General features: G+C 58.8%; 8 protein-coding genes. 6 read left to right on the top strand and 2 right to left on the bottom strand.

Translation table 11 applies throughout. The annotated features are described in order from the left end of the window. Nucleotides 1–840 precede the first annotated feature (840 nt). The 6 genes from AC1D3C_RS12040 to AC1D3C_RS12015 all read left to right on the top strand — a co-directional run bounded on the left by AC1D3C_RS12040 (nucleotide 841) and on the right by AC1D3C_RS12015 (nucleotide 16,535). Nucleotides 841–10,191 (top strand): beta strand repeat-containing protein, encoded by a 9,351-nt coding sequence (locus AC1D3C_RS12040; RefSeq protein ID WP_477483052.1) that lies wholly within the window; start codon nucleotides 841–843, stop codon nucleotides 10,189–10,191. A 106-nt stretch (nucleotides 10,192–10,297) separates the two neighbouring features. After that, nucleotides 10,298–12,496 carry a type I secretion system permease/ATPase gene (locus AC1D3C_RS12035; protein WP_477483051.1) on the top strand — a complete coding sequence of 733 codons (2,199 nt, stop codon included), beginning with the start codon at nucleotides 10,298–10,300 and terminating at the stop codon, nucleotides 12,494–12,496. Beyond that, nucleotides 12,493–13,956 (top strand): HlyD family type I secretion periplasmic adaptor subunit, encoded by a 1,464-nt coding sequence (locus tag AC1D3C_RS12030; RefSeq protein ID WP_477483050.1) that lies wholly within the window; start codon nucleotides 12,493–12,495, stop codon nucleotides 13,954–13,956. Before AC1D3C_RS12035 ends, AC1D3C_RS12030 begins: the two co-directional genes overlap by 4 nt. Nucleotides 13,957–14,085: 129 nt before the next feature. Then, the gene (locus AC1D3C_RS12025) at nucleotides 14,086–14,637 is read left to right on the top strand and encodes a recombinase family protein (RefSeq protein ID WP_477483049.1); all 552 of its coding nucleotides are present in this window, start codon (nucleotides 14,086–14,088) and stop codon (nucleotides 14,635–14,637) included. Between the two features lie 193 nt (nucleotides 14,638–14,830). Continuing rightward, nucleotides 14,831–16,078: a DNA cytosine methyltransferase gene (locus AC1D3C_RS12020; protein WP_477483048.1), complete on the top strand. Its 1,248-nt coding sequence runs from the start codon at nucleotides 14,831–14,833 to the stop codon at nucleotides 16,076–16,078. Beyond that, entirely contained in the window at nucleotides 16,056–16,535 is a 480-nt protein-coding gene (locus AC1D3C_RS12015) for a very short patch repair endonuclease (RefSeq protein WP_477483047.1), read from the top strand. The genes AC1D3C_RS12020 and AC1D3C_RS12015 overlap by 23 nt, the downstream gene beginning before the upstream one ends. A 63-nt stretch (nucleotides 16,536–16,598) precedes the next feature. Here AC1D3C_RS12015 and AC1D3C_RS12010 read toward each other — a convergent pair whose 3' ends face one another. Together AC1D3C_RS12010 and AC1D3C_RS12005 are read right to left on the bottom strand one after the other, a co-directional pair. Continuing rightward, nucleotides 16,599–22,712: a DEAD/DEAH box helicase gene (locus tag AC1D3C_RS12010; RefSeq protein ID WP_477483046.1), complete on the bottom strand. Its 6,114-nt coding sequence runs from the start codon at nucleotides 22,710–22,712 to the stop codon at nucleotides 16,599–16,601. Beyond that, complete coding sequence (locus tag AC1D3C_RS12005) at nucleotides 22,709–26,152, bottom strand: STY4851/ECs_5259 family protein (protein WP_477483248.1); 3,444 nt, start codon at nucleotides 26,150–26,152, stop codon at nucleotides 22,709–22,711. Before AC1D3C_RS12005 ends, AC1D3C_RS12010 begins: the two co-directional genes overlap by 4 nt. Nucleotides 26,153–26,326: the final 174 nt, after the last annotated feature.

The raw sequence follows: 26,326 nt of genomic DNA, 5'->3' as shown, positions 1-26,326 counted from the left end.
TACCTCACACATGAACGCTCACTCGCACAGGTAAACAGCTAGCCTTAAAAATGTCCAATTTCGCGATGGCCCCCTTGCGCGTCAACAGAGGGTTATGGTAGCGCTCGCTTAGGTAGCAATCGCATCACCTTTTCCGAGTAGCCGCGGGAAATAAATGGAGCAACGTTGGTAGGGTTTCCATTTTTTCGAGAAACATCGATCAAACAAGATAGCAAGGAGCACGCTTGGCAATGATGAATGGTGATAACCGTCTATGAACCGCTACTTATGGTGCTTCTACAAAATAGACATACCCGCTTTCTTCATATTTCTCACCCCCATCTCCACTTACTTTCTTTTCCCGAAAGCTCCGAGTCTTGAGATTTATTCAACGATTGGCAGGGTTTTATATCCCAGGCTCAATTGTGACGTTGCGGTCATTTTGTCTTTCGGCGGCGTTTACCCGGAGTTCTACGCTCTCTCGTATTTTCTCGGGCTTGCTATGGCTTTGTTTTTTTTGCTTACACACATCGTCAATATCTGCATCAGCGGAAGAAACATACTTAACTTTTTCAAATTTAAGCGCGCGCCCCATTTCCCTCCTAGTGTTGTATTCCTGTCGTTACTTTCTGCGAGCCTTTTCTTCTTTTTTACGCTTTCCACTTGGAAAACCTCCTCAGCAATCGGCTGCTCATGGTTCTCGAAATCCAATGATGCCCACCAATTTCAACAACAATTTTGGAAAACCCTTTTGTTTATCGGGTTCGCGTGGTTCGCGATCTACTCAGCTATAGTTGGGAGCACCGTAAGCTTGCTTCGAATTTTGAATAGAAATCGTTAATAATCGGCTGGAGGCAAAAGATGACTGATCAAAATTCACGGACATCGTATTATGGTCTTGATCCTTATGGCTTGATGGATGCGACATCGGATGGGCTATTGGGATTTCTTGGTGCCACCTTTGATGCAGCGGCAAAGCTAGAGCGAAATCCTTTAATTGGAACGACGATGAAGGTTACAGGCCTAGGCCTGATGACCGGCGTTGCCGCACTGTTTGAAATCAAAAATCTAAGCGAGGCAGCGGGGAAGACTGGAGTTGACCCAGAGGCATTGCAGGTCGAGGCTGCAGGAAGTCTTGGGCGCATCGCGGGTGGGCTTTTTTTCGGAACAGTCGGAACTGGCAGCTTGAACCCTTTGGGAGTGATTGCTGTCGGTGCCTTCGGGGCCTATGCAACTGGGCAGGTTGCAGAGTTCGGCATGAGAACCTACCTCGACTGGGACAAAAATCTGGACTATCCGGATCACGGATGGCAGCTAAGCCCCTATGCTCAGCGTTACGAGCCTAATCCTTACCAAAAGCTCGATCCAGAATTAGGGAGCGTTCGGTACTCGGGTTATACGGGCATCAACACTGGCTTTGACACCCCTTCCGAAATCAATCCTGGCGATCGGCCAAGCTCGCTTCCCGTGGAGCCAGAAATTGCACCTACCGCATCCGCTGTTGACCTAGGAAATTTACCGGTCTCGGATCCCTACTTTTTTGCACCAAATCCTGTTGTCACTCCGACAAACCCGGTACCTACGCTTGAGCAAGTCGTACCGACGCCAATCGAGCCTATCTCGCCCCCTCCCTCCCAACCGAGTGCGCCTCCCAGCCCTAGCGTCGACCCTCAGGGTGGAATAGACGGGCATTACTGGGGTCCGGGTCGTGGCAACGGCTTTGGTGGCGGTTTCGGCAATGGAGGAAACGGAGAGTACTACGACGGGAGCGGTAGTGGTTATGGCGGGGGCGGCTCCGGCGGGGGGCGTGGCGGCTCCGGCGGGGGGCGTGGCGGCTCCGGCGGGGGGCGTGGAAGCGCCGGCGGCGGCGGCTGGTATGATGCCTTCTCGGGCTACGACTGGGCCAGTCCCCAAACTTTGGATTATTATAGTGGTGGCGGTCAACGCGATAATCAGGACAGCCATTACAATGACTATGGCGGCTCTAGCGGTGGTGGCAGTGGCAGCGGGCGCGGGAGCGGCGGCGGCGGCAGCGGCAACGGCGGACCTGCGAGCGGCGGCGGGACGACCGGCGGTCATTCGGGCGGCAACAGTGGTGGCTGGGACGGATTCGAAGGCGTTCCCGTCCTTCTCGACCTTCAAGGCGATGGCCTCGATGTCGCTGAACTCTCAGCTTCGAGCAAATTTATCGATTTGAACGGCAATGGTTATCAGCAGCGAACCGCATGGGCCGCTGACGGCACAGGGGTGCTTGTGCTGGACGCCGATGGCGACGGAAAGATTAGCCGCTCCAATGAGTTCATCTTCACGGAGTGGGACTCCTCTGCGAGCGGCGATCTTGAAGCCATCAAGAACGTTTTCGACTCCAACGGCAATGGCAAGCTTGATAGCGGTGACGCACGGTGGTCGCAGTTCAAGGTCGAGGTCGATGGCCAGCTCGTTTCGCTGGATAGCCTCGGCATCGTGTCGATCGACCTGACGCCAACGGGTAGCGGCCAAACCTTTACCGACGGCTCCGCCATCACGGGAACGGCAAAGTTCACCCGCGCCGACGGCACGACCGGAACGGTCGGCGACACCGTCCTTGCGGTTGACGGCAAAGACTACGTTATTCGGCAGGCAAGCACGACCAACGACGACGGCTCGATCACCAACACCATCCTTGGCTACAACAAAGACGGCAGCCTTGCCTTCCGGAACCTCGTTACGACAAACACAGACGAAAACACCGTCCAGACGCAATTTGACGACGACGGGAACGGGACAATCGACCGGTCCCAGACCAATGCCATGTCGGTGGATGACCTGGGCGGGCGCACGAAGACTATTTCCAATTTCAATGCCGATGGTTCACTGCGCGACTATACCGTAACGGTCACCAGCGCTGATATGTCGACGATTACGACGACGATCGACCAAGATGGTGACGGGTGGGATGACCAACGCCAAACCTTTGTCAAAGATGCCGACGGCTCGTCGACGACCACCACTGAGCGTTTGAGCTCCGATGGCACTATTCTCAGCAGGCTCGTTATCGACGCCGCGGCTGATGGCTTGAGCAAGACCAGCATCATCGATATCAACGGTGACGGCAGGAGCGACCTTCTTATATCGGAAACCACGGTCATCGCCGCAGATGGAGGCCGGTCCAGGACTGTTACGCAACAGGCGGAAAACGGAACCCGTCTGTCCGAAACCACGACTACAACCTCGGCCAACAACAAGACCAAGACGATTTCCGAGGATACTGACGGCGATGGCAGCATAGACTCCCGCTCCGTGACCGAAACGGCCGTGTCGGCTTCGGGAGATATCATCGCTCAATCGTCGATCTTCAACGGCAATGGCACACTGCGCGGCAAGACCACCATTATCACCAGCGCCGATGGACTATCAACGTCGGTCTCCTCGGACGTTACGGGCGACGGGGTAGCCGACCGGATCGCGAGTGACACCAAGATCATCGCCGGTGACGGCACTCAGACGCAGACGCTCCGGACCATTAGCGCGGACGGCACCTTGTTATCCAAGTCGGTCACCACGACCAGCGGCGACCGCAAGACGATGACGATTGCCTCCGACACAAACGGCGATGGCGCGAATGATATCGTTTCGAACACCGCAGTCGGGGTCAACGGCACCACCACCACCGTTCGAGTGTTGAACGCCGACGGCTCGCTCGTGCGCCAGAGCGTTGCCGTGGCTTCGGCCGATGGTCTGACGAGGACCACTCGTGAAGACATCGATGGCGATGGCACCGATGATCGGACCATCTCCACCGTCCTTGTCGCAATTGGCGGCGACACAGAAGAGACGGACACGATTACAAGCGGCAGCGGTGCCCTGCTTGGCAAGACCGTCACCATCACGAGTGCCGACAGCCTTAGCCAGGTGGTCCAAGTCGATCTAGACGGTGATGGTACCTTTGACCAAACCACGATCGACGTCATTTCTCTCGACGCGGGTGGGGCGCGAACCGAAACCGTGACCGTCCTTAGCGCCAATGGTACCCTCAATGGCCAGGTGACCACCATTGTTGGTGAGGATCGCAAAACGACGTTTGTCGAAACCGATACAAACGGTGACTATATTTCCGACAACGTCCAGATTCGCTCTGTAAGCCCCGACGGCCAGATATTCATCGAAAGCGCCGACTTATATCTGGGCAATGTTATCGCGATGCGCTCGCATAACATCAGCGCAGATGGTTTGACCGTTACTTCCATGATGGATTTGAACGGTGACTTTCTCATGGATCGTGTGGCGACCGATCAGACGGTGATTGGAGACGACGGTAGCCGCACGCGAACGGTCTCGGTAGCAGCAGAGAACGGAAAACTTCTAAGTGGAACGACGACCGTCACCAGCGGTAGTGGCTTGTCCGTCATCACGAGCGACGACCTGAACGGCGACGACACAGTTGACGTGGGTCACACGCAGAACGTGACACTGAATGTCGACGGATCGGTAACGAAGACGGTTTCATCCAGCGCGGGGACGACGCTCATCGGCAGCAGCGTGACGACTGTTAACGCCACTGGCTTCGCCTCTCAGATCGAAGTCGACGCTGATGGCGATGGTACGATCGATAGGCATTCTGTCACGATCAAGACGCTCAATGCCAACGGATCGTCGCAGACGACGGAACTCGTGAAAGCTGCGGATAATTCGCTTCTTTCAAGCATCACGACGCATCTCAGCGCCGACGGCAAGTCCGGCAGCAAAACGATCGATCTCGACGGAAACGGAATAGTCGATGTTAGCGAGACCGTTTCGACCAACGCGGCCGGTGTGTCGACCAATGCCGTGGAGACCTATAACGCTAACGGTAGCCTGAACAGTCGGTCGGTAGTGAGCTCTGCTGCAAGCGGGCTCTCCAGGACATCGAGTTCCGACGCAGACGGTGATGGCGTCTTCGATCACGTTGTAACGGATATAACCACTATCGATAGCGACGGCGGGCAGACGCGCACCGTCTCAAAGTTCGGGGCGGGTAGCACGCTCACGTCGCGGATCATCACTCGCGTTAGCGCCGACGGCTTGACCAAGACCGAGACATGGGCCGATGGAAGTGGTGCGACGGTACGTTCGTTAAGCGACGTTACTGTTCGCGATGTCGATGGCGGACTGACAGAAACGCTCTCCTATTTCAAAGCTGATGGATCGCTCGAAAGCGAGCAGATAACGACGACCCCGTTCCACGGACTGATGACTACCGTCTCGCTCGATATTGATGGGGACGGCAGGGCCGACCAGTTCTCGATCCTGATGAAAAATAGTGAGTCGATCGAGCAGGTCTTGGCGGATCTGCCAACAAATGGTGAATTCAACGACTACAGAATTAAAAGGATTAAGTCGTCCGCAGACGGTCTAAGCCGCATCGTTGAATTCCACAGTGATGCCAGTGGCGATGACACTACCGACAAAAAGGTCAGCAGCGTCGCCGTTCTAAATGCCGATGGTAGCAAGACCACGACGATCCAGGAGTCCGTTTCCAGCGCAGATGAGTTCGTCCTCACGTCGACAACGATCGTCGACCTTTCCGGTGACGGGCTCAGTGTCTCCACCCAGTGGGATACCACCGGTTCAGGCTCCTTCGACAAGAGCCAGACCGATATCACCGTTTTGAACGCTGACGGTTCGCGAGAGCGGACAATCAGTACCTACAATGGCGCTTCACTTGCCAGCCGTTATGAGATCACCAAAAGCGCGAATGGGCTATCGGTGACGGAGAAATGGGATAGGTCAGGTTCCGATTCCTATAGTCAGACCGCAACGGACGTAACGACGATCAACGTAAACGGGACGACTACGCGAACGATTACTAATACAAAGTCCGACGGAACGTTGATCTCGAAATCCGTCACGACCACGGACATTAGCGGGAGGGTTCTTTCGACTTCGGAAGAACGACCAGACTTTATCAATCAGAGTCGAACGGCAAAACGCGAGGTTCTAGCGGATGGAGCAGTCCGCGAAACATTCACCCAGTCGAATTCGGCCGGGAGCGTTGTCGACAAGACCACCGCCCTTACTAGCGCCGATAAGCTGACGGTCACCGTCGAACGCGACGTCAACGGCGACGGTATCGTGGACCAGCGCCAGCAGACGGTTAGGACCGATGCCGGCATCCTGACGTCCGTTACGACCGACCTGAGGAGCGACGGCACGGTCCGAGACAGTTTCACGAGCACGGTTTCGGCCGATGGGCGTAAGACTACCATCGACTGGGACCTCGACGGTGACGGCAGCATTGATCGGCGCCGCGTCATTGATGACTCTCGGTATGCAGACGGCAGCCGAACAACGATGTCCGCCGATACCGATCTTCGGACGGGAGCTCTTTCATCCACGGCAATCACGCAGTTCTCGGCAGACGGGAGGACCGTGTCCACCTCTCAGGACGTCGACGGCGATGGTACTGTGGACCAGGTCGAAACCACGACGACCGATGCCACCGGGGCGGAGATCTCCATCGTTACCACCAATGCGACGGCTTGCGATGTCAAATACCTCAATCAAGGTGGGGTGTATTGGAAGCAGGCGGTCGCAGTTGCTAGCGAAACCAGTACTTCGCTCGACGGCAGAACCTCGACCCTTAAATATGATTACGACGGCGACGGCATCTTCGAGACGACCATGCAGACGGTCGTGCGAATAGACGGTTCAGTTGTCACCAACATTGTTGAGACGGTCGCTGGTGGAGCAATTACAGCGGTCGGTACGATTTCGACAAGCGCCGATGGGCTGATCACCAAGCTTTCCAAGGATACCGACAATAACGGTACCTTTGATCACACGGAAACGGCCGTCAGGCATGGTGATGGTTCGGTAACGCTGACCAAGTCCGACTTCGACGCAAACGGCAACCTGACAAAGATGGTCGCCGACAAGATCAACTCCTTGGGATCCCTGACTGGCGGCATCACCTTCGATGGACAAGGGCGAAGGACCGTACAGACGGACCTCGGAGTTGACGGCAGCTCTGTCACGACAACCTATGATCCGGCAAGCGGACAAATCCTGACCATCACTCGGTTCAACAAGGCCGGCCTGCCGACAAGTGCATCCCTCTACGACCCGCTCAACACGGATGGGTGGTCGAGAGTCGAACAACAGTTCGACGCATCGGGTAAAAAGGTCGCGGCGACCGAATATGGCGACGATGGCAGCTGGGGTGAACTGACATTCGATATCACAACCGGAGCCCAGCAACGCGTCCGGTATTTTAACGCCGGAGGACAACTGACCAGCGTCGTTGACTTCGACGTTACCAGTTCAGCCGGATGGTCGCGAGTGACGAGGACATACGATACCGCTGGCAGAGTCACCGCTGAACTCTACGTCAACGACAACGGCACCAAGACGCAGATCAACTATGATACGGCCGGTCGCAAGACCGGGCAGACAGACGTTGCAGTCGATGGCACTTTCGTTGCCACGACCTATGACGCGGCAAGCGGACAAATCGTTGCCGCAACCCGATGGACCAGTGCGGGCGTTCAAACCGGCGCCACGATTTACGATCTCTTGGGAACGCAACTTTGGACGCGGGTCGAGCAGCAATTCGACGCATCGGGTAAAAAGACGGCGGAAACGCAGTACAATGACAACGGAACTAAAGCCGAGATAACATTCCACGTGACTAGTGGTGCTCAGCAGCGCGTCCGGTATTTCAACGCCGGAGGACAGCTGAGCAGCGTCGTCGAGTTCGACGTGACCAATTCTGCCGGGTGGTCGCAGCTGACGAGAACATACAACACGGCTGGCGGGGTTACCGCTGAGCTTTACGTCAACGACAATGGCACCAAAACGCAGATCAACTACGACACTGCCGCTCGCAAGACTGCGCAGATCGAAACGGCAACGGACGGAAGCACGGTTACAAGCACCTTCGATCCCGCCAGCGGCCAACTGTTGAGTATTAGCCGGCACACCGGTGCTGGAGTGCAAACGAGTGCGGTGATCTACGATCCCGTCGGCGTACAGCCTTGGGCGAGGGTCGAACAGCAGTTCGACTCGGCTGGAAACAAAACAATTGAAAACCAGTATAACGACAATGAGACCAGAACGGAGATTACGTTCTATGGGGCCAACGGGGCGCAGCAGCGTATTCGGTACTTCAACGCCGGAGGTGAACTGACTGGTCTGGTTGACTTCGACGTTACCAATGCTGCCGCCTGGTCACAGATCTCCAAGAATTATGACGCAGGCGGTCAAGTCGCCGCTCAATTGACCATCAATGACGACGGAACAAAACTTCAATATAATTATGATCTCGCAAACACCCAGGCTTGGTCTACTTATGCCCAGCATTACGACTCCGCTGGGCGCCTATATTATGTCGATCAGGTAAACGATAACGGCACCCACAATACCGTAAACTACGACGTCGCCAATACGCAAACCTGGTCCAGGTACGAGCGATCGACTGACGCCGCTGGAACGGTATTGAGCGAGGTTAAATTTGGAGACGATGGCCTTCGTACAACCTTCCTCTATGACGTCAGCAATGCGCAGGCGTGGTCGCGTCAGGAGCAAACCTACGACGCTTCCGACAGATTGTTGAGCGTCAATCAACTGAACGACAACGGCACTCGGAACACGACCAACTACGACGTGAGCAACGCCTACATCTGGTCCCGCGAAGAGCGATATTTGGACGGCGCGAGCAATATCCTGCAGCAGACGACCTTCAATGACGACGGAAGCCGCAACGCCTATCACTACGATTTGCCAAACATGCAGGTGTGGTCCAGCATTGAGCAGCGTTACAACGGCGCGGGTGTCCTGGAATGGCAACTCAACCGATGGGATGACGGCTCTACCGAGAAGACAACTTATAATGTTTCAAACAATCAGCCGTGGTTGAAGCAGGTAGAAACGAAGAACGCTGCTGGAGCCATCACCACTTTATTCGACTACTTCACCGACAACTCAAGCCATCGGAGATACTGGGATCTGGCAGGCGTTCAGGCGTGGTCCCAGCTTGAACAATACGTGGACGCGGCAGGTAAGGTGACGGCTCAATACCTTGTTCGGGACAACGGGGTTGTGGAGGAATACCGTGCCAGCGGGCTAACCGCTCGGCAGATGGCGACGTTTGATCCGAATTACTACCTGTCCCAATACCCCGACATTGCAGCCAGCTGGAATGCTCCGCCAATCGAACACTTCATTCAGTACGGATGGAAGCAAGGCCGCAATCCCAACGCCTCGTTCGATACCAATTTCTATCTGAATACCTATCCCGATGTTCGAAACAGTGGCGTCGACCCGTTCGCTGAATGGCGTACTCAAGGCTACGCCCAGGGGCGCGCGCCGAACGCGACCTACCAGGTGTTCGACGCGCGGCGCGCTTCCGATATCGCCGGAATCTCCGAGCCTGCATTCGCCGATCTCCAATTGGCCCGAATTGCCGAAATGCGGGATTTTCTCGGCCGCGCTATTGCCACGTTCCACGAGAGCAGCAGTGATAATGCAGGAGTACAAAACACACTTCAGCAGCGTAAGAAAAAGCTTATAGATATCCTCAACTCAGATAATCGCACCCTTTTAGCGAGATATCCGGAGTACGTTTCCAATCGTTTTGGTGTGACATGGGTGCGGCCGATCGTCCTCGACCTCGATCGTGACCAGCACATAGATCTTCGAATGTTCTCTCCCGCCGAGTTTGAAGCTGGCGACGGCCCACGCTTCGATTGGGACGATGACGGGATCGTCGACGGTAGTACCTGGGCGGGGGCTTCTGACGGATGGCTGGCGATTGACCTTGCGGCCGACGGAGGCGTCGGGCCCGATGGCATCATCGACCAGGCAAGGGAGTTGGCGTTTACGATGTGGAAAACGCCGGGCGAACTTGCTGAAGAACAGCAATCGATTTCCGATCTGGATGCGCTGCGCCTTGTGTTCGACACTAACCACAACAATGTCTTGGACGCAGGAGACCAGCGCTGGAGTGAGTTCCGGATCTGGCAGGATGGCAACCAGAACGGAGTAGCCGATGCAGGAGAGCTTCGTACGCTTGAAGAGGCCGACATCCGGTTGATCGGTCTTGTTCCGTCGTCCGATGGGGCACGCGATTTCGCGGATGGGTCGGCCATCACCGGAACCAGTTCCTACTTGAAGGGAGATGGAACGAGTGCGCTCGTTGGCGACGTCACGCTGACCTACCAGCATGCACCAGTGCCAGCGCAATCCGCTTTCCAATAGAACTCACTTTCGAATGCTCAACATTAGCCTGCCCCCGTCAGAGGGGCAGGCGATCTTTCACTTGCGATCCGGCGTCAGACGACTTTCGACAGATTGACCTTTCCTCATGGATACTTCGCCCGTTTCGCTGCAAGCCCTTGGCGCCCCACCGTCATCAGAAGTCCGAAAGGATGCAGGCTTAACAGCGCTCTGCCTTGTCGCCGGCTTTTACCGCATAGCCGCTCAGGCCGAGGTTCTTTCAAAGCAACTGGCGTTGCTGCAGCCGGCGACCGCCGACGATATTCTTCGCGCATCACGGTTAGTTGGGCTGAAAGCTCGACAGGTGAACCGGCTGTCAGCTCTCCGCCTGAGCGGTCTACCTACTCCCGCTATTGCTTGTTTTAAGAACGGGGGCTTCGCGATCCTGGCTGGGGCAACCTCAGCTGGCGAATATCGTGTCGTCGACCCCAACACGATGGAAGCCCGCGAACTCGGCGCAGCGGCGCTTCTGGAGATGACGGATGGACGCTTTGTCCTCCTTCAGCGCAAATTACTAGGGCCGGGCGCCTCAGCTGCAACCTTCGGATTCCGTTGGTTCCTGCCGTCTCTCTGGCGCTACCGCCGGTCGTTGAGTAACGTGCTGCTGGCGAGCCTGTTCGTTCAGCTGTTCGCGTTGATTACCCCTATGTTCTTTCAGGTCGTGGTTGACAAGGTTCTCGCACACCGAAGCTATTCAACCCTAACCGTCCTGGTTGTCGGACTTGTTGTCGTTGGCTTGTTCGATGTGATCCTGCAATACCTTCGCACCTATGCACTTTCGCATACAACCAGCCGGATCGACGTCGAATTGGGAAGGCGCTTGTTCCGCCATCTGCTTAATCTGCCCTTGAGCTATTTCGAGACACGGGCGGCCGGCCAGACGGTGGCGCGGATGCGGGAACTTGAAACAATCCGCGAGTTCCTGACCGGGCAAGGGCTATTCAGCGGCTTGGACGCTATCTTTGCATTCGTGTTCATAGCCGTGCTTTTCGCATATTCGACGACGCTCGCCTGGATTGTCATCGCCTCTATCCCCTTCTATGTCGCGATCGGATTCTTAATCCGACCCTTTCTGCGTGAACGTATCGACGAGAAATTTGAGCGAGGCGCATTCAGTCAGCAACTGCTCGTCGAGTCCGTCGTTGGCATGCAAACATTGAAAGCGTCTGCAATTGAGCCGGTGGTCGCTTCGCAGTGGGAAGAGCGACTGGCGGGCTACGTCCGCTCCTCGTTCCTCGCGACCATGCTTGCGGCAAAGGGGCAAAACGCAATTCAGTACGTCAGTAAGATCACGAGCGCTGCACTTCTACTGTTTGGTGCACAAGCGGTTATCAACGGCGAACTCAGCGTTGGGGCGTTGGTTGCCTTCAACATGATCGCTGGGCAGGTGGCTCAACCGATCCTTCGTCTATCCCAGCTATGGCAGGATTTCCAGCAGGTGCAGATTTCTGTCACGCGTCTGGCCGACATCTTGAATGCGCCAGCAGAGCCGCGGCCATCGCAGCCGATTTCATTGCCGAAGCCCCGCGGAGCGATTTCCTTCAAGAACGTCAGCTTTCGATACTCGCCAAACGGGCCGGAGATCCTGAAGGCGGTCAATCTTGATATCGAGGCCGGTGAGGTAATCGGCATCGTCGGGCCCTCGGGATCGGGCAAGTCGACAATGACGAAGCTAATGCAGCGCTTTTACATCCCCAATTCTGGTCAGGTGTTCGTAGACGGCTTGGATATTGCCCAGGTGGATCCTGCCTGGCTCCGGTCGCATGTGGGCGTTGTCCTGCAGGAGAACTTACTCTTCAACCGCAGCATTCACGACAATATCGCGTTGGCGAACCCGGCGATGTCTCGAGAAGCGGTTATTAATCTGGCACGCTTGTCAGGTGCCGACGAGTTCGTCGCCAAGCTCCCAAGCGGTTACGACACCATGATCGAGGAGCGCGGCGCGAACCTCTCTGGGGGCCAGCGGCAAAGGATCGCCATTGCGAGGGCGCTTTCCACCAATCCCCCGATCCTTATTCTGGATGAGGCAACCAGTGCGCTTGACTATGACAGTGAGCGGATTGTGCTTTCAAACATGCGTCAGATCGTCCGCGGGCGGACCGTGGTCATCATAGCTCACCGCTTGGCGACGGTGAGAGCGTGCAATCGGATCATCGGCATGACCGAAGGCCGCATCGTAGAAATCGGCACCCATGACGACCTGATCCAGCGCCCGGATGGGCTTTATGCTCATCTCTGGCAATTGCAGAGCGGCATGGCCACCGCTACGATAGGGACGCCCGCATGAGCCCGCAGCGCCCGTCAAATAGGAAACCTAGCCACCGCGGCGATAGCGAGTTCCTGCCTGCTGCAATTGAAATCCTTGAAACGCCGGCTTCGCCGATACGCGGGGCATTGATCTGGCTGATCTGCACGTTCGCTGCGCTCAGCTTGGTATGGGCGTATTTTGGTCATTTCGATATTCTCGCCACCGCACAAGGGAAGGTCCAGCCGATTGGTCGAGTGAAGATTGTGCAATCGGAGGAACTGGGCCGGGTGGTTGTCGCGAACGCGGCGAATGGCACAGTGGTGACGAAGGGTGATATCCTCGTCGAACTTGATGCCACTGCCGCCAAGGCGGAGGAGCAGGCACTTGAATTCCGCCGTCAGGCTCTGGGCGGGGAGATTGCCCGCCGTTCAGCTTTGAGGGATGCCGTGAAGGCATGGTCCACGAAGGACATACTGGAATTTGATGTAGAACCGGATCTTCTTCGTCCATCCTTTCCCGAAGGAACAATCGCCGCAATCAGGGACCGGGAACAGCAGCTCTACGAGGCCGAGCTTGCAAAGCTTAAAGGCACCATATCCAATCTTAGGGCACAGCACCGCAAAGGAGTTGCGCAGGTCGAAAGCCTCGAAAATACCATTCTCGCGCAACAGGTGTTCGTGTCGACCCTTGGTCAGCGGGTATCCATGCGGAGCCGACTGGTCGATGTTGAGGCCGGGACCAAGGCGGTGGTCATCGATGCACAAGAGGCCCTGCAGGAGGCTGAACGTGATCTTGTTTCCCGTAGGGGCGAACAGCGCGAAGCTACCTCCGCGCTGGAAGTGGTCAGAACCGAGGCAGCGAGTCAGTTCAGCATATTCTTGTCAGACAACATGCAGCGCTTGACCGAAGCCCTTCGTGAAGCTGATCAGGTGGTGCAAGAATTGGCGAAGGCAAATCGCAAATTGGCGGCAATGACTATTCGAAGTCCTGAGACGGGCGTCGTCCAAGCATCTGCGATCACCACGCTCGGGCAAGTAATATCTCCCGGGACGGAGTTGATGCGGATCGTGCCAACTGACCAGAAGCTCGAAATCGAAGCCTTCATTCCGAATCGTGATGTTGGTTTCGTGTCAGCAGGTCAGGAGGCTGTCATCAAGGTCGAGGCCTTCCCCTTCACCCGCTTCGGAAGCTTGCACGGGGAAGTGCTGCGTGTGGCCACGGACGCCATTCCTGAGCCGGACGCTCGTCAGCTGGAAGAAATGTCGTCAGGGCAGTCACAATCGCTCGTCCCAGTCACCAACGCGCAACGCGTACAGAACCTGGTATACCCTGTCGTCATCAATCCGCATCAAACCGCTCTCAACGTAAACGGTCAGATGATACCCCTTGCGCCAGGCATGACGGTCACGGTTGAAATCAAAACCGGGCGGCGCCGAATTCTTGAATACCTTTTCTCGCCACTTGCCGAGGTAACGTCGACTGCGATGGGTGAGCGTTAAAGGTTCGGCTGTCACGCCTGGGTATAGGCTGGTGTAACGTCACGTTGTCGTGCCCCGATGCCGTAACATCCGGGTTGACATCGACTGTTTGTGACAAGGTAGCCTTGAGCCTAAAGCTTGAGGTGACATATGGCCCGCATTGGCTACGCACGCGTCAGTACGACTGATCAAGATCTGGATATTCAGCACGCCAGGTTGAAGGCTGAGGGCTGCGAGATAGTCCGATCGGAGAAAATATCGGGAGCAAGTCGAGAGGGACGAGGTGAACTGGCCACGGTCATTGAGTTTCTACGGCCGGGCGATGAACTGGTCGTTTCGCGCCTTGATCGCTTAGGTCGCGATACCCGGGATGTGCTCAATATCATTTATGAATGCGAGCAGCGCGGGGCCTTCGTTACGGTGCTGGACCCGCATGTGACGACACGTGGCGAAATGGGGCATCTGGTGCTGACCGTTCTAGGCATGGTGGCCCAGATGGAGCGCCGTTTTATCAAGGAAAGGCAGCGGGAGGGTATCGAACGGGCCAAGTCAGCAGGGCAGTACAAAGGTGGAAAGGTCCGAATCGATCATGAGAAAATTCGCCACCTTTCGGCTTCGGGCATGGGCGTCACGATAATCGCCAAAGAAATCGGTTGCTCGCGAATGCATGTCTATCGCGTGCTAAACGCGCAGAACGCATGACCGCTTTGCGCCTTCAATGTCGCCGCCGGGTGAGCAGGTTGTTGTTCCTAAAAGCTGTCGTAGGTCTACATTGACGATCGCTGCTGTGCCGACGATCGTCGCTCTTAGATTTTCCTCAGATTGATGCCCGTCGCTGTGCTAAAACCAAGCGGAGTCATTGCTCACCTTCTGTCAATTGGTATGTGAACGGTAAATGTATTTGAGATCGAGCATCGACAAACCCGAGAGCACATCAACATCCGACGCCGAGCTGAACGGTCCGGTGCCCGCCTCTCCACGACGTTCAAAGAGACAATTCGCTGTCGCTGGGCTGTTTGCTGGAATAGGTGGCCTAGAGAGGGGCTTTCACGAACAGGGCCATCGAAGCGTTCTGCTCTGCGATGCCGACGATCGTGCCCGAGCCGTGCTTTCCAATCGCTTCCCAAAGGTGAGGATCTCCGACGATGTTCGGGCGCTCGGCGAGCTTCCGGAATGCGACGTCCTGACCGCGGGATTCCCTTGTCAGGATCTTAGCCAAGTCGGCCGGCGGCAGGGAATATCGGGGCCTAACTCGGGGTTGATCGATGTCGTGCTCGACCTGCTCCTGAAAGCACGGCCAGGACCAACCTGGCTTGTTCTTGAGAACGTGCCTTTCATGCTGAGCCTCGACGGCGGCCGCGCGATCGATCGGATTGTGACGGCACTTGAGGCAATGGGTTTCATGTGGGCCTATCGCACCGTCGATTCTCGCGCGTTCGGATTACCGCAACGCCGCCGCCGCGTCGTGATCCTAGCCTCGCGCTACGAAGACCCTCGACCCGCACTTCTTGGTGTGGACGCCTCACCTCCTGTCATGGACAAGCGCGGCGCTCATGCCTGCGGGTTTTATTGGACAGAGGGGAATACGGGGCTCGGTTGGGCCATCGATGCGACACCGCCCTTGAAGGGCGGTTCGGCGCTGCACATCCCTTCGCCGCCTGCCATCTGGTTTCCACAACGTCGCTTGATCGGCGTGCCCTCGATTGAGGATGCGGAAAGACTTCAGGGATTCGACGCAAAATGGACAGAAGTTCCGGGGGAGGATGTCCGCCAGACACGCCAGCGCTGGCGTTTAGTCGGCAATGCTGTCAGCGTGCCATTTGCCTCTTGGATCGCGCAGCGATTGCAAACGACTGGCGACTATCATTCGAATGACGAGTTCCACGTTGGCGGAACACGCTGGCCGAGCGCGGGTTGGGGCTTCGAAGGCCAGCGCGGTCGATCCGCGGTGTCGGAATGGCCAGTATTGAAGCCGCAGTTGCACCTTTCTTCATTCATATCGCGCCCTCTGAAACCATTGTCCCGAAAGGCGACTGCCGGTTTTCTCTCTCGTCTCGAACGAAGCACGCTGCGTTACGAGGAAGCTTTTCGCCTCGATCTCCATCACCATATTGCAGCGTATGACGCATCCGAAACCAGTTGATGCCGTCGCGCCGGCGACGTCCAAACGAATGGCAGCGACGGCAGGGCGCAACAATCGGCGCGAGCGCGCCTTGCGATCCGAGCTCCATCGGCGTGGACTCCGATTTCGGCTGCACCAACGCCTACTAACCAACTCGCGGCGAACCGTGGACATAGTTTTCAGCCGCTCACGCGTTGCCGTCTTGCTTGACGGCTGCTTCTGGCACGGCTGCCCAACGCACGGCACTTGGCCCAAGAATAATGCGGCATGGTGGCGGGAAAAGATCGAAGCCAATACTGCGCGCGATCGCGACACGGATCGCAGACTGACAGACGCGGGCTGGCACGTATTGCGTATATGGGAGCACGAACCAATCGAGGTCGCCGCCGACCTGATCGAAGCATTGGTGCTCCTATGCAGCAATGCAAAATCTCTTCCCGCCTTGCGTCAGCCGACCGGCAAGCCTGACAGCAATTAACAAATCACGATGTGACATCGGCGCGCCAGAAAAGCAAGGCTGCGCAATTCGCTCGATTCCGGATTAATTCAATCTGACGGCGAAGAACGTGCCGTTTGGGCTGTTCTCGACCACAAAGGGTTCCTGAATCGCCGCGATTTGAACATGAGCCGATGCCATCGGGTCGAAGGAAACCACGCTTTGCGTGGTCCAAGAGCCGACGCCCTGATCGAAGAATATCGTTCCCGCCCCTTTCGCGGATCGGAATTCAAGCCGGCGCCGGTGCGGCAAATGCTGGTGCAGGCGAAGCTTTGCCGTCGGAGCAATCGTCGCGAGCAGGTGGCGAAGGACAATGTCACGTTCGGTGACATCCGGCCAATCGTCCCTCAAGGTCTTGCCCACGCGCGGGCGACGACCGTCACGGCGTTGGATTAACGTGTCAACGTTGATGAGTGTGTCGGGGTTCGAAAACCCCATCAAGAATTCGGTCACAAGCCGCGCCACCAGTGGACTGAAGAGATACCGATCCGAATAGGTCAGCTCAAGGCACGGCTCGTCGAAGACGGTCGCCAGCGCCTCGTTGCGCATAATCATCGCACGTCTTAGCCGCTCCCCGAAGCCGCTCGCCGGGCCATCGATCTGGTCGTCAATCTCGAAGATGTTTTCACGCATGCGTTCGATCAACAAGGAGGATGTATCGATCGGCACGACCGCTCGCCCGTCGAGGTTAATCGGACCACGTACGACCGGGGCGGTCGAAGTGCTCGCCCAGGTCGCTGAGATGCCACCGGCCGCAGGATCGAGGGATCGCCAAGCCGTCGCTTGATCGCCTCGGTCAGTGATCGCGAGAAGGTTAAGTTCAGCGGTGGAAATGTTCCGCAGGTGCGCCCGTGCGCGCTCGATCCAAAGAGCAATACGCCGCCGTGTTACAGCATCGGCTCCTGCGACTGCGCTTGCATCGACCAGTACCGACACCGCTCGTCCGCGAGCGCCCCATCGCTCGACAATTGGCGCCATCGGCCAAGCGTCGAAATCCCATTCCAACGGCGTGCCGTGTAGAACGACTGACAATTCGGTGGACGAATCGGTGGACATCCTTTCGTTCAGAGCGTCGGCAAGGGGCGCCGCCTCGTAAACGGTGGCATCTCCGAAAAATCGATGTTGTTCGGGAAGCGCGATGCGACCGAGTGTAGCTCCGAGCAATGCTGCCGCTGCCGCGCGATCAGTCGTGTCGGCTACGTGCTGCGCGTCCGGTGCTAGGACGCAACGCGGACAGGCACGCTGTGCTTCGGGATCGCCGCAGCGACCGGGACGCATGCATTCCAGAAAGGTCGTAGCCTCGCGCAACAGGTTCACGGGATCTCGCGAAATGGTGGTTGAGAATCCAGCGCCGCCGCTTGCACGATCGAAGACCACGGCGCTGAAATTGTCGCGCCCACGCGCGCTCGGCGCGGCAGGCGCCGCGAAACCCATTTCGTCGGCGTCGATACCCAGTCGCTGGGCGACGGCCTCCCGCAGGGCAAGCGCGACGGTGAGCGCCACGTCCTTGGAACGACACTCGTAGAGCTGGATCTCGCAGAGGTCGGTGCGGATCTCGTGACCCAGCATCAGATTACGGGTGACGGCATATGGCGCGAATTCGGGCGCACCACTGCAGGTGACCTGATCGATTGCCGTTGGCGCACCACGCAGTGGCCTATGACCGGAGAGTCCCGGTCCACCGGCGGCATCGGATTCGGATTCGGCCCGGCCACAGTGGAGACAGAGAGCATAGCCGTGACCGTGGTCTCCCGGGTTGAACCAGAACACGGTACCGTCGGCGCTTGCGCGCACGCGTCCGACGTCGGGATCCGGGAGCGAGCGCCATGGGGCGTCCCGCGCGGACACCCAAGGATCGACGACTTTGCTGCTCCCAACGTCGGAAGGGTCGTCGTGGACGTGGAAGCGAACGTCGACAGAGAACCCGTTCGGACTGAGATAACGCCTGGGTTCGAGGTTACTCGATCCGCATTCCACGCACGGTGTCTCCTCGACCGCGGACGGCTTGGACGAAAGCGCGCCGCAGGTCCTGCAGGACCACATAGTCCTCAAGCTCTGGATCTCGCGCAAACCAGCTTCCGACACCGGTCGTTGCCAATTGAGGGTGACACCCGCCGATTCCCGCACCACCCCGTCGACGACGATCCCTCGTCCTGGCGCGTACTCATAGATCCCTACTTCGCGCGACCGCGATGGATAGCCACGGCCGAAACTTCGCTCTTGGGGCTCCGCACCGGCATCGCTTGCTCGTTGCTTCGCGACCTTTTCACTGGCGGTTTCTGTCACGAATTGAACGACGTCAGTCGGAAATCCATAGGATGGCAGGAACCCGCGCCCGGCGAGTTCGCCAAGCAGATAACCCCGTTCGAGGCGCCGACGTTGAAGTTCACGGGCCTTGTTCACGGCCGCTAGCTCAACGTCGCCCGATACCGTTGCCGCCACCTCTGGCGCGAGCGCCTCCCATTCGGCGCGGACCTCGGCCGAGATGCGCTGGATTCGGTCCCGAAGAACCTCGACCAGGTCCCAACCCGGCATGACAGGCGTTCCCGCGAGCAAGGTCCTCAACTGATCCGTTAGCGCAGTATCGCCCGGGACTCGATCGAGCCACGCCTGGAACGCCGTCGCCGGTGGCGAGTCCGTGGCGGTATTCGAATCGTCCAACAGACCGAAGAATGTTCCGTTCGTGAGCTTGTGGAGTTCCGCGCCCAATCCGGAGAGAAACCGGGCCAGCAGGAGCGCCGCGGCGTGACGCGTTGCGATCGTCGGACTCTCAAGGCTCACGCGAGGCGTCTTGACCTGCCGCAGCAGGTAATCGAGCGGATTGGCAATGGTCATGCGATCGAGAGGACGATCCTTGCACAATGTCAGGCCTACAGCGATCGGTTGACGTTGACGTCCCGCGCGACCGACGCGTTGCCGATAATTGGCGATCTCGGGCGGTGCGTTGCTGTTCAGCACGGCTTCGATGCTGCCGATGTCGACACCCATCTCCATTGTGGTCGAACAGCCCAGGACGTTGATCTGTCCAGCCTTGAACTCGCTCTCGTACCGTCTGAGCGTCGTGCTGGCCTGTTGGGCGGAATGCTCGGCGGCGCGGAGCCACGGCAGGAATTTGGCCGCGCGATCGTGCTGATCACCCCACCGGCCGGCATCTCGAAGCTCCGTGACGATCGGATCGGCGGCCAACCATTCGTCCAGGCGATCTTCGTCGACGGCATGACCGAGCGCATCCCGGCGCCAAGGGTATTTCAATGTCGGCATCCTGATAGGTGCCGCCACGGGATGAGTTCCATCGACGTCGTAAGGGCTCAATCCGCGCAACGTCGTATCGAGGACCCGACGCGTGGTCGGGCACCAGTATGCGTTCTCGACCTTCGCGACGGAGAGATCACCGAGTTTGAGGCGGTAGCCATTGCCGGTGTCGACCATGAAACGCATGAGCGTGCGCCACGCGTCGGCGAGCACTTCACCAACTGCGTCCTTATCGCTACGATTGTCGGGGTCGAGCCTCACGGCTTGAAACAGCAGCCGGACGACGCGGGTCAGACGCACGCCATAGGGGTTCGGCCAAAGACGAACGTACCTGCTCGATTTCTCGCCAGGCGCCCAAGGTTTGACCTCGATGTGGCTCTGCCGTCGGTCGATCCAATTGAGCCACCAGCGATCGAAGTCCAGGGCAACGTTGGTCCTGAGGAAGTGCGTCACCAGCAGCCTTAGAAGGTCTCGCCAGTCGGCGTCGTTCAACCCTAACGTCCGCACCGATGCCGGAAGCGGCGTCGCTGCATCGTCGATACCGGGTAGCTCGAACCGAAACAGACCCAGTGTCTCGGCCGAATTTGCGCGGACCGGCCGTCGCATGGCTTCACGATAGAGCAGGAATTCCGCGAGGGTCTCCGGGTCACCGAACCGAGGATCGCGGTTCGTCGTCGTCCAGAGCGAGCGCAAGAAATGATCGACGGTCGTATGGGTCGACAACCGTCGAACCAGGTCTTTCCACGGTTTCGGTCCGCTACCGATCATCTTGGCGCGCGCGCGCTCGAGATCGTCGGCGAGGCTCGCAAACATGGCGTCCTCGGGCGACTGTCGCAATCGAGCGATACGGTCTTCGAGTAGCGTCAGTGCCGCGGGATCATAGGACGGGCCATCTTGGACGAACTGATAGATGAAGCCGCGAACGAAGGTGCGCTCGGAGGCGATCTGGACGTTGGCCGCGTGTCGCGCGGTCCCCTGCCGTGCATCTGTGAAGGTGATCAATCGCCGCCCGTCGAACGGGAGTGGCTCGTCCGACTTGGGTTCCGGCGAGAGATCCGCAAGAAAGCCAGGCGTAATCTGCGCCATGAGAAAGGGCGCTCCAGCCACCACCGCTCGCATCGCCCCGCGCTCCGGATCGACACGGCTCGGCGCCTTGGCGCACGCGGGACAGGTAGACGTGTCGCGACTGGCAGAGAAGGTGAAGCTTCTCTCGGCGGCCGCATCGATTGCTCCCGTGGCGAGATCCACGTCCAGTCGGATGGATCCAGCCTTGATGGGTAGGCTCAGATAGCGGCGTGAGACGATCGTCGGCGCGATCGGCATGCTCAACTCCGCCTCGTCGTCGTCCGCGGCGTCGGTGGAATCCTCTCGCTCCAGCGTTTGTTCGAAGCCATCCTCGTCGTTTCCGTCGCTCCAAGGCGCGATCCGCGACCCACGGTCATATTCCTCGGCTCGCAGAGCCCCTTCTCCGCAGAGCGTGCAGCAGACCCATTCGAGAACGATCGACGCACAGTGCGGGCAATGCTCGCGAGCGTCGGAAAATATCGGACCAAACGTCCAATCGGACCCTTCGCGAAGCGACGGGCTCTCCGGACATTCCGGATTTATGCATACCCACAGCCCAGCGACGGTCTTGTGGAACAGATGGATGCGATTGGGCAGGACGGAATCGTTGCCGCTCGCTGCCATGACCGGGTCCGCATTCGGGTCCCGTGCGCGGGCGGTTTCGACGAGCATAGCGGTCGCATCGGCGGAACCGCCGGCCAGCGTCGCCACGCGCTCCGACCATCCGCCCCACGAGAATATCTTGCCGTTCCGCAATTCTTCGCGCGTTACGCGCAGCATTTCCGAGGCAGCCAACATTTCCCCGCTGACAAGCGGATCGAGACCGGCCAAGTCGTGTGAGCGAAGATGGCGGCTCTCGAAAAGGTCCGGCGCGGGCGGCAGCGGCGCTCGGTACCCTTCGATGACGTGAATCGCATCCGCGGGCGCACCGGAGAGATCCTGAAGGAAACGATGGAGGTCGCTAGCAGCGTTGACGCCCCCGATCGTGGCCGAGGTGGCCACGTACCTTATCTCGCTGGGTTGGCGACCGAACGCCAGCGCGACACGGCGCAACAGGAGCGCGACTTCGGCCGCCTGGGCACCCATGTACGAATGCGCTTCGTCGAGGACGATGAAGTCCAATTTGCCCTGCGATGCCGCGAGGATGGGCGCGTCGTTCTGGCGAATGAGCATGTATTCGAGCATCGTGGCGTTCGTTACGAGAACGGGCGGCGGGGACGCTCGCAAGGAGAGGCGATCACTAACGCGCCACGGCTTTTCGGCGCGTGAGGCCGCCCGAATGCTCTCGGGCGTCTCGCCGTTGTAGAGGCAATATCGCAGACTGCCGCCAAATGGCTCGAACCAACGGCTGAGCCGTTCTTCCTGACTACTGATGAGCGCGTTGAGCGGGTAGAGCATTAGCGCGCGAACGCCGTCGAGCGCATGCCGGCCACCATCGGAGAGGCGCACCAGCCGATCCAGGATCGGTACGAGAAAGCATTCGGTCTTGCCCGAACCGGTTCCGCTGGAGACGATTACGGATGCCGGTTCGGCCGCGGTGAGGCAGCGCCACGCATTCGCTTGGTGGACATAAGGCGGAAAGGAAACCGAGCGCAGTACGTCGATCGTACGGGGGTCCAGGATCGCGGGATCGAGAGCCTCCCAGCCACCGGCCAGGGGGAGCCAAGGAAATGCCCCTTCGACGAAGGGCTCGGCAATCAGCGATCCTTCGGCGCCGGCGGGAGCGGCCCAAGTCGTGCGCAGATGCTCCGCGAGCGTCCGCGACTTCGGTCGCAGCATACCGAGAATGGCGTCCGCCGCCTGCTGCGGCAGGCGCACCATCATTCGGTCCAAGTCGATCATGCCCGCCCCTTTTCCATCCTCGCAGCACCCCGCAATTGTTCGTCTATCCCGATCGGCACCATGGATTCGAAGAATTCGGGGTCGTAGAGCCAAGCGTCTCTGCATCGCCGAAGTTCATGAGCCGAGAGCGCGACCTTGCCGGTCGCGTGATCGGCAACGGCGAAGGGTGCAGCGATGATCTCGCCGAAGGCCTCGTCGTAGGGACTCCAACGTATTTGCTGTGCCGACTTATTGCTGGGAGAGAGCAGGCCTTGCGGGGGCGGATCGGTTTCGACATGTCGCGCGATGAGCCGATCGATTTCGGGCCGTATCGTCTCGCTGGCACCGAGCTTCAGAAACTGTCCGTCAGCGCTATCGATCGACAACCCTACGCGTGACATTTCGGCCGTCATGAGCACGAGGAATACAGCTTTGGCGTGCCCAGCCAACTCATGACGTAATCCCACGATGTCGCCAAGCGCCGACAAGATGCTCCGATAAGTGATCGCGTCGTCGATGCCGGCTTCCGTAAGCCGACGGCGGGTATCCTCGATCCGTGCCGCGAACGCGTCGAGCCAGTTCGCGATCGTCGTCGACGACCAAATGAATGGCAGGTCGCGTTGCAAGTCAAGCAAGGCGGCGCGCTCGTCGAGGGTGTCGCACGCCGCCAGTAACAATGCTGCGAGACCCGGCGATCGATCTAGCGCCTTCAAGGCGTCGATGGATGAAATCGGCAACCCTTCTCGTCGCGCAAGAGCCAAGAGATTCACGATAGTGCGCCGGTCAGAGGCGGCGACTTGGGGCTGCGCATAGGCCTCGACGAATGCGATCACCCTCGCGGCGGAAGCATCGGTGCCTATGGCACGCTCAAGGAGCGTGATGCCCGCAGTCGCAGCCCGTGCGGCGGCCGGGACGATCCGCGGGCGGAGCTTCGCACCGTTTTTGCGGCGGCCGAAGACTAGCCAGGGTCCCGGCGGCAGCAATCGTGACATTTCGGCTCGCATCGCAGCTTGCGTCGCCGGAGCTGTCACGGGGGATGTGCCTGCAGATGGGTGAGCGAGGGCGAATGCCCGCATATCGAGCCCGTAGGTCGTTGTCAGAACGGAGAAGGCGTTGGCACGTGGCGCATCGAAAAGATCGACGTCCTCGGCATACCAACGAATCTCCGCAATCTGATCCGCGGTGCCGATGGCGCCAAGCGTCACCTTCGCGTCGAGGCTTTCGGAGCTCCCGAGAAGTTGCCGCATCGAATCTGCGAATGCGGAGAGCGGCACTTCGCCCGAGATCTTTCGCATCACGCTCAATCTCGGGGCATCCACCGCCCGCAGTTCCATGGTCAGCGTGATGTCACTCGCTGCCAAGATGCGGATACCCTTCAGGTCATCGAGCGACAGCACCGAGCGAGGTGGCATCAAACGGTCGGAGGCGTCGAACAGACGGAGGTCATTGCCGGGGTCGGGAACCGTGAGGGTTAGCTCGGAATCCCAGCGGGCGCGCAGCACTATCGTCGCGATGCCCGCCGGTGGACCGAGTGACACGATCGCCGCATCACGATCGAACCCGATCTGGAGATCGGACGCGCCCTTCGCGGCGAGCATACGGGTTTCAAGTCCCTCGACCCGCAATTCCCGACGGCCACGATGCACGCTGATCTCGAAGGCCGCGGGCACGATGGCAGCTCCAATGGTGAGACGCAACTCGCCCCGTTCAATTACCGCGAGATCGACGGCACCCCAAGGCCGAGCCCCGTCGATGGGACGCCACGCCCCCCTCCCTTTCGGTCGCCAATGCACGTCTGCTCGGCGCGGTGCGGCGAGATGCCCGTCGCGCTCGATCCAGCATGAGGGTATTCCCCGGTACACCGGTTCGCGTACGCCGCGCAGGAGATTCCCGACAAGTACGAGGCGGGCATCGACGGTACGCTCGGCGCTCGTCTTCCACGTCCACGCGGTACCGCTGAGGTCGAGGCGCGCTGTTCCGGCAAAGCCGACCAACCGACGATCCGTACCGACAACCTGCCCGAGGTCTTCATATCCAGCAGAAAAGCTTACGGCGCCGAAGAATTCCGGTTTGACGGCAAGCGCAAGCATCGGGCGGCTGGTTTGCACTGGCGATGGCCCGAGCACACGCATGCTCGACGGCAATTCGGGTCCATCCACTCGCTCGAGATCGAGAGCGATCACTGGATCGTCGAGTGCTTCACCGCCGGTGGCGATAAACTCCGCGATCGTCGCCCCCCCGGCCTGAACGAGAAGGCGGGCTTCGTCTTGCAACGCGAGCGGGGCGTCGAACTGGTCCACGAAGGCCCTGAGTTCGTAAACCGGGCCATCTTCATCTTCGAAAGTCTCGATAGCGGCGACGGCCAGCATATCGTCGCAATAGGGCGCGCGCGGCAGCACCCGCAGCCGCCGGCCTTCTCGAATTGCCCCGCCGATGGACGTTGGTAGCCGTCTCAGGTCCACAGCGCCCGTTAGGCCCAGTGCCGCACGCGGCTGCCAGCCTCCTGCCGTGCGAACAAGATGCCGCGTCACGTCGAGCGCATTGGCCCCATCGGCACGCGTTCGAACGATCTGTTCGACCATCGCGCGAATGTCTTCGCATTCGACGTCGAAGGGAAGCTCTTCGCGCCAACCATGTCGGTGCTGGTCGAGGAATTGAACGGGATCGCCGCGGGATTCCATGGGCGGGAGCAACCGTCGCAATTCGACGATCTTGTCGCAAAGGTCGACTGCCGGATCGAACAGTGCCTGAGCCAGCCTGGTGGAAACTCGCCACGCTTCCGCGCCTACGGCATCGCGAGTGGCGAACCCCCGCTCGGCACACAACACGGAGTGCTTCAACCAGGACGAGATACGCGGATCCTCGCGAACGGAGGCAACCGGAAAGCCTGCTTCTCGAACGATCGCAAGTAAGCGCTCCCCACCGCTAGGAGCGGGACGCCGCCAGACATGCAGCCCCAAGTCGATCATTCCTTCGACGTCACGATACCGCACCGGAGCATGTGGGCCATATTCGAGACCTAGCGTCTTCAACGGCCGGATCCAATCCCAGTGGCCACCACCCCGCTCACGTCGAAACCACTCCGCGACGTGACAGATCACGAGAGCCGCACCATTACGATTTTGAAGAACAGTTCGCCCGGCGCGTCGTAGCATGTCACGCCGCCGCTCCAATTCGTGCGTTGCAAATCGATAGGCATAGAGAGGCCGTCCGTCAGGTTGATCAAGACCTCTGGTCGCCAGCAACGAAGAAAATGCGTCCCTTAGGTCAACCAAAAGCTGAATTTCTCCCCCGTCATTCGCTTCGGTGCAATATGCCGTATTCGAGCGGGAATAGCACTCTATATCTACGCCATTTCGCCAAAGTGCACGGCGGCCGGAGGAGCGTACTGTATTCGCAGGGGTTGGGGCGTATTCGTTACTTCTCCTCGTCGGCAACCTCCGCGATAGCGACGCTATCATCATCGGAACCAATTCAATCATGCCGCTCCCGGTCACGATGGGCCCACCGGTGAGGCCGCCGAAGCTCGGCGCCAACGCCGGGTCAAAATGGCTTAAAGCTTGACGGCGGTGCAAGCTGAACGGCCGCTATCTCCCCAGCCACACCGCAAGCGGAATTTCCGTTTACGGCCTCGA

The organism is Neorhizobium sp. P1_A6 (assembly GCF_056406795.1).
This window is presented reverse-complemented; position numbering and strand designations above follow the sequence as displayed.

Bases quoted from the DNA above. Each gene is read 5' to 3' on its own strand.
- AC1D3C_RS12040 (WP_477483052.1), top strand. From the start codon at position 841: ATGACTGATCAAAATTCACGGACATCGTATTATGGTCTTGATCCTTAT.
- AC1D3C_RS12035 (WP_477483051.1), top strand. From the start codon at position 10,298: ATGGATACTTCGCCCGTTTCGCTGCAAGCCCTTGGCGCCCCACCGTCA.
- AC1D3C_RS12030 (WP_477483050.1), top strand. From the start codon at position 12,493: ATGAGCCCGCAGCGCCCGTCAAATAGGAAACCTAGCCACCGCGGCGAT.
- AC1D3C_RS12025 (WP_477483049.1), top strand. From the start codon at position 14,086: ATGGCCCGCATTGGCTACGCACGCGTCAGTACGACTGATCAAGATCTG.
- AC1D3C_RS12020 (WP_477483048.1), top strand. From the start codon at position 14,831: ATGTATTTGAGATCGAGCATCGACAAACCCGAGAGCACATCAACATCC.
- AC1D3C_RS12015 (WP_477483047.1), top strand. From the start codon at position 16,056: ATGACGCATCCGAAACCAGTTGATGCCGTCGCGCCGGCGACGTCCAAA.
- AC1D3C_RS12010 (WP_477483046.1), bottom strand. From the start codon at position 22,712: ATGATCGACTTGGACCGAATGATGGTGCGCCTGCCGCAGCAGGCGGCG.
- AC1D3C_RS12005 (WP_477483248.1), bottom strand. From the start codon at position 26,152: ATGATAGCGTCGCTATCGCGGAGGTTGCCGACGAGGAGAAGTAACGAA.